Genomic DNA, 3153 nt, shown 5'->3' with positions numbered 1-3153 from the left:
ATCCCCGCCGAACCGGCCGCGCCCCAGCTGCCCCAGGGCCACGTCGTGACCTCGCCGATGGTCGGCACCTTCTATCGCGCGCCGTCGCCCGGCGCGGCGCCCTTCGTCAACGTCGGCGACACGGTCAAGGAAGGCCAGACCGTCTGCATCATCGAGGCGATGAAGCTGCTCAACGAGATCGAGTCCGACAAGGCAGGCGTGATCAAGGAAATCCTGGTCGAGAACGGCCAGGCAGTCGAATACGGCCAGCCGCTGTTCGTCATCGGCTGATTCTGAGGACGGCACGCCCGGCCCACACGCTGTCCACGCCCGCACGATGCGGGCGTTTCGCGTGGCGGCGTGCGGCACCGGCCGCCGGTCGCGACGCGGCATCCATTGCCCGCCCCCCGGCGTGACCGCCCTTTCCGCTGCGCAGAGAGAGACTATGTTCGAAAAGATACTGATCGCGAACCGCGGCGAAATCGCCCTTCGCATCCAGCGCGCCTGCCGCGAGCTCGGCATCAAGACCGTGGTGGTCTATTCCGAAGCCGACAAGGAGGCCAAGTACGTCAAGCTGGCCGACGAAGCGGTCTGCATCGGCCCGGCCCCCTCCCCTCAGTCGTACCTCAACATGCCCGCCATCATCTCGGCGGCCGAGGTCACCGACGCACAGGCGATCCACCCGGGCTACGGCTTCCTGTCGGAGAACGCCGACTTCGCCGAACGCGTGGAAAAGTCCGGCTTCGTCTTCATCGGCCCGACCCCGGAATGCATCCGGCTGATGGGCGACAAGGTGTCGGCCAAGCAGGCGATGATCAAGTCCGGCGTGCCGTGCGTGCCGGGCTCCGAGGGCGCGCTGCCCGAGGATCCGAAGGAGATCCTGGCGACCGCGCGCCGGGTCGGCTATCCGGTCATCATCAAGGCGGCCGGCGGCGGCGGCGGACGCGGCATGCGCGTGGTGCACACCGAGGCCGCGCTGCTGAACGCCGTCAACATGACGCGCGAGGAAGCGGGCCGCGCGTTCGGCAATCCGGAGGTCTACATGGAGAAATTCCTGGAGAACCCCCGGCATATCGAGATCCAGGTGCTGGCCGACCAGCATCGCCAGGCGATCTGGCTGGGCGAGCGCGACTGCTCGATGCAGCGCCGCCACCAGAAGGTCATCGAGGAAGCGCCGGCTCCGCACATTCCGCGCCGCCTGATCGAGCGGATCGGCGACCGCTGCGCCGATGCCTGCAAGAAGATCGGCTATCGCGGCGCCGGCACGTTCGAATTCCTGTACGAGAACAACGAGTTCTACTTCATCGAGATGAACACGCGCGTGCAGGTCGAGCATCCGGTGACCGAGATGATCACCGGCATCGACATCGTGCAGGAGCAGATCCGCATCGCCTTCGGCGAGAAGCTGCGCTACCGCCAGAAGGACGTGCAGTTCCGCGGCCACGCGATCGAATGCCGCGTGAACGCCGAAGATCCGTTCAAGTTCACGCCGTCGCCGGGCCGCATCACCGCCTGGCACGCGCCGGGCGGCCCCGGCGTGCGGGTCGATTCGCACGCGTATGATGGCTATTTCGTGCCGCCGCACTACGATTCGATGATCGGCAAGCTGATCACCTACGGCGCCACCCGCGAGCAGGCGATCGCCCGCATGCGGATCGCGCTGTCGGAGATGGTGGTCGACGGCATCCAGACCAATGTGCCGCTGCACCGCGAGCTGATGCTCGACGCCAACTTCGTCGAAGGCGGCACCAGCATCCACTATCTGGAGCACCGCCTGGCCCAGAAGAGCGTGGCCAAGGGCGAGAAGGTCTGAGAGGGCCCGGACAGTCCAGGCAGCAATGGCAGCAATGGCGGTAATGGCAGTAACCGCGGTAACGGCAGTTTGACGGCCGCCCCGCCCACCACGGCAGGCGGCCAGCATGGGGAAAGCGCGTGGCATTTCAGGAATGTGTAATCGAGATTGCCCAGGATCAGGCCGAGGCCTGGTCCGCCGCGCTGTTCGAGCTCGGTGCGCTGTCGGTCTCGGTCGAGGACGCGGACGCCGACACGCCCGATGAGCGGCCGCTGTTCGGCGAGCCGGGCATGGAACCGACCCGCCTGGCATGGCAGCACTCGCGGCTGGTCGCGCTGTTCGATCAGAACACCGATCCGGCGCTGGTGCTGGCCGCCGCGGCCAATGCGCTGGGCTGCACGGTGCCCGCCAGCGTCGTGCGCAGCGTCGAGGACCAGGACTGGGTGCGGCTGACGCAGTCGCAGTTCGAACCGATCCGGATCGGCGAGCGCATCTGGGTGGTGCCGTCCTGGCACGATGCGCCCGACCCCGACGCCGTCGTGCTGGAGCTCGATCCGGGCCTCGCCTTCGGCACCGGCAGCCATCCGACCACGCGGCTGTGCATGCAGTGGCTGGAGCAGAACCTCAGGCCGGGCGAGACCGTGCTCGACTATGGCTGCGGCTCCGGCATCCTGGCCATCGTGGCCAGGAAGCTCGGCGCCGGCGACACGCTGGGCGTCGATATCGATCCGAACGCCGTCGAGGCCTCGCGCTACAACGCCGAGCGCAACCGCGTCAGCGCGACCTTCGCGCTGCCAGACGAGGCCGCGGCACTGGCCGCCTCCACCGGCACCGCGACCCATGACCTGGTGGTCGCCAATATCCTGTCCAACCCGCTGAAGCTGATGGCCGCGATGCTGAGCGCGCGCGTACGGCCGGGGGGCCGGCTGGTGCTGTCCGGCGTGCTCGAGCGGCAGGCCGACGAGGTCGCCGCCGCCTATGCGCCGTGGCTGCCGCTGAGCGTCTGGCGCAGCGACGAAGGCTGGGTCTGTCTGCATGGCACCCGCGCCTGACGCCGACCATCCCGAACTTCCCGAAGACGCCCGGCGCGAGGCCGGGCCGCAGCATGCCGGCCGCGATGCCGGCACGGATACCGGCACCCACGCCAGCCCCGACGCAAACGCCGACACCGGCAACGTCGACACCAACGCCGGCACCAAGCGCAGCCTGAGCGCCGGCGGCTATCTGCGCGCACGGGCCGTCGAATCCAACGAGATCGCACCGAGCGCGATCGCGCGCGAACAGGCGATGCGCCGATGGCAAGGCGGCGCCGCGCCCGACACCGTTCCCTTCTCCGCCGATCTGTCCGGCACGCCCGAAGAGGCCGCGCTGGCGGCGCGGCG

General features: G+C 68.8%; 3 protein-coding genes and 1 pseudogene. All 4 read left to right on the top strand.

What is annotated here, in order from left to right:
• Window positions 1-270: acetyl-CoA carboxylase biotin carboxyl carrier protein (gene accB / locus B551_RS15665; protein WP_023264486.1), on the top strand; the 270-nt coding region annotated here is incomplete at its 5' end.
• A gap of 154 nt (window positions 271-424) precedes the next feature.
• Complete coding sequence (gene accC / locus B551_RS15660; RefSeq protein ID WP_006579042.1) at window positions 425-1792, top strand: acetyl-CoA carboxylase biotin carboxylase subunit; 1368 nt, start codon at window positions 425-427, stop codon at window positions 1790-1792.
• A gap of 119 nt (window positions 1793-1911) precedes the next feature.
• A complete protein-coding gene (gene prmA, locus B551_RS15655) occupies window positions 1912-2823 on the top strand; it encodes a 50S ribosomal protein L11 methyltransferase (RefSeq protein WP_006579041.1) in 912 nt (303 codons plus the stop codon).
• Window positions 2807-3153 (top strand): annotated as a pseudogene (locus B551_RS26135) (hypothetical protein); the annotation flags it as partial. The gene prmA and the pseudogene B551_RS26135, both read left to right, overlap by 17 nt.

The sequence above is a fragment of the Cupriavidus sp. HPC(L) genome, from assembly GCF_000307735.3.
Classification (GTDB): Bacteria; Pseudomonadota; Gammaproteobacteria; order Burkholderiales; family Burkholderiaceae; genus Cupriavidus.
This window is presented reverse-complemented; position numbering and strand designations above follow the sequence as displayed.